The sequence below is a fragment of the Gemelliphila asaccharolytica genome (assembly GCF_001553005.1).
In the GTDB taxonomy this organism is placed as follows: Bacteria; Bacillota; Bacilli; order Staphylococcales; family Gemellaceae; genus Gemelliphila; species Gemelliphila asaccharolytica.
The window spans coordinates 1-969 of sequence record NZ_KQ959900.1; the positions used below are offsets into that span (position 1 = coordinate 1).

The 969-nt window shown below is 26.9% G+C and carries 1 protein-coding gene; it reads left to right on the forward strand.

Annotation, left to right across the window (positions count from 1 at the left end; genetic code table 11):
- Window positions 1–224 precede the first annotated feature (224 nt).
- A complete protein-coding gene (locus HMPREF1871_RS04930) occupies window positions 225–848 on the forward strand; it encodes an NEAT domain-containing protein (RefSeq protein WP_066130704.1) in 624 nt (207 codons plus the stop codon).
- The last annotated feature ends 121 nt before the right edge of the window (window positions 849–969 follow it).

A 969-nucleotide genomic window follows, 5' to 3' on the forward strand; every position in this document is an offset into this window, starting at 1 on the left:
ATCAGAATTTTTATATTATAAATTTTCATATAAAATAAAGAAACATTGATAAAAAGAGAAAAATATATTTTTTAAAATTTTTTTCTTATATTATTGACAAAGAAGCATTTCTTTTACACTATCAGCGAAAAGAGGTAAAAAAACATATTGTTTTAGGTTTACAAAAGTGATATAATGTAAATGATAGTAATTATCATTAAAAAAATAGAAATAGGGGGAATTATATGAAAAAAAATAAATTATTAAAAGCATTTTTAGCAGGAGCACTTGCTTTTACAGTAGCGGGAGAGGTATTACCTCAAAAGGTAGTAGAAGCTAAAACATATAGTGAAAAAGGTGCTGTAGATTATAAAAATCTAGCTGACGGAGTTTATAGCATTCATGTAGATATGCTGAATGCTGTATCTTATAAAAAATGTGTACTTTCAATGGCAGATGGAGCTGTTGACAAAGAAAAAACTCGTCTTGTAGTAGAAAATGGCGAATATAAAGTTCAACTCACTTTTAAACCTATTGAAAGAGGATATCAAGGAAAAGGGTTTAAAGGATATTTAGGAAATTTAAGTTATCTTACTAATAGTGGCGAATTTAAACAATGTAATATTCTAGAATGGTATAGTTCTAATGATACTGATGATTTTATGAATGTTTACAAAGCTAAATTCCCAGATAGAACAGCATATCCAAAAGTATTAGAATACCCAGTAGATAAAAATAATATAAATAATGGTAAACTTCTAACAACAGCACAAGTATTTGTGCCAGTAATGGAAAGTATCTTAAAAAATATGGGTACACAAAAGGTAAAACCTACATATGATTTTACTACAATAAAAAAAGTTAAATAAAAGAGGAAAGAAATATGAAAAAAAGAAAATTATTAACACTTACTATGGCTTCGTCATTAGTTCTTAGTTTTAGTGCTTTTGCAAAACCAGTAGCTAACACTTATGCAAATGATGTTACAGC

Coding starts and splice junctions, on each gene's coding strand:
- HMPREF1871_RS04930 (WP_066130704.1), top strand. CDS start 225: ATGAAAAAAAATAAATTATTAAAAGCATTTTTAGCAGGAGCACTTGCT.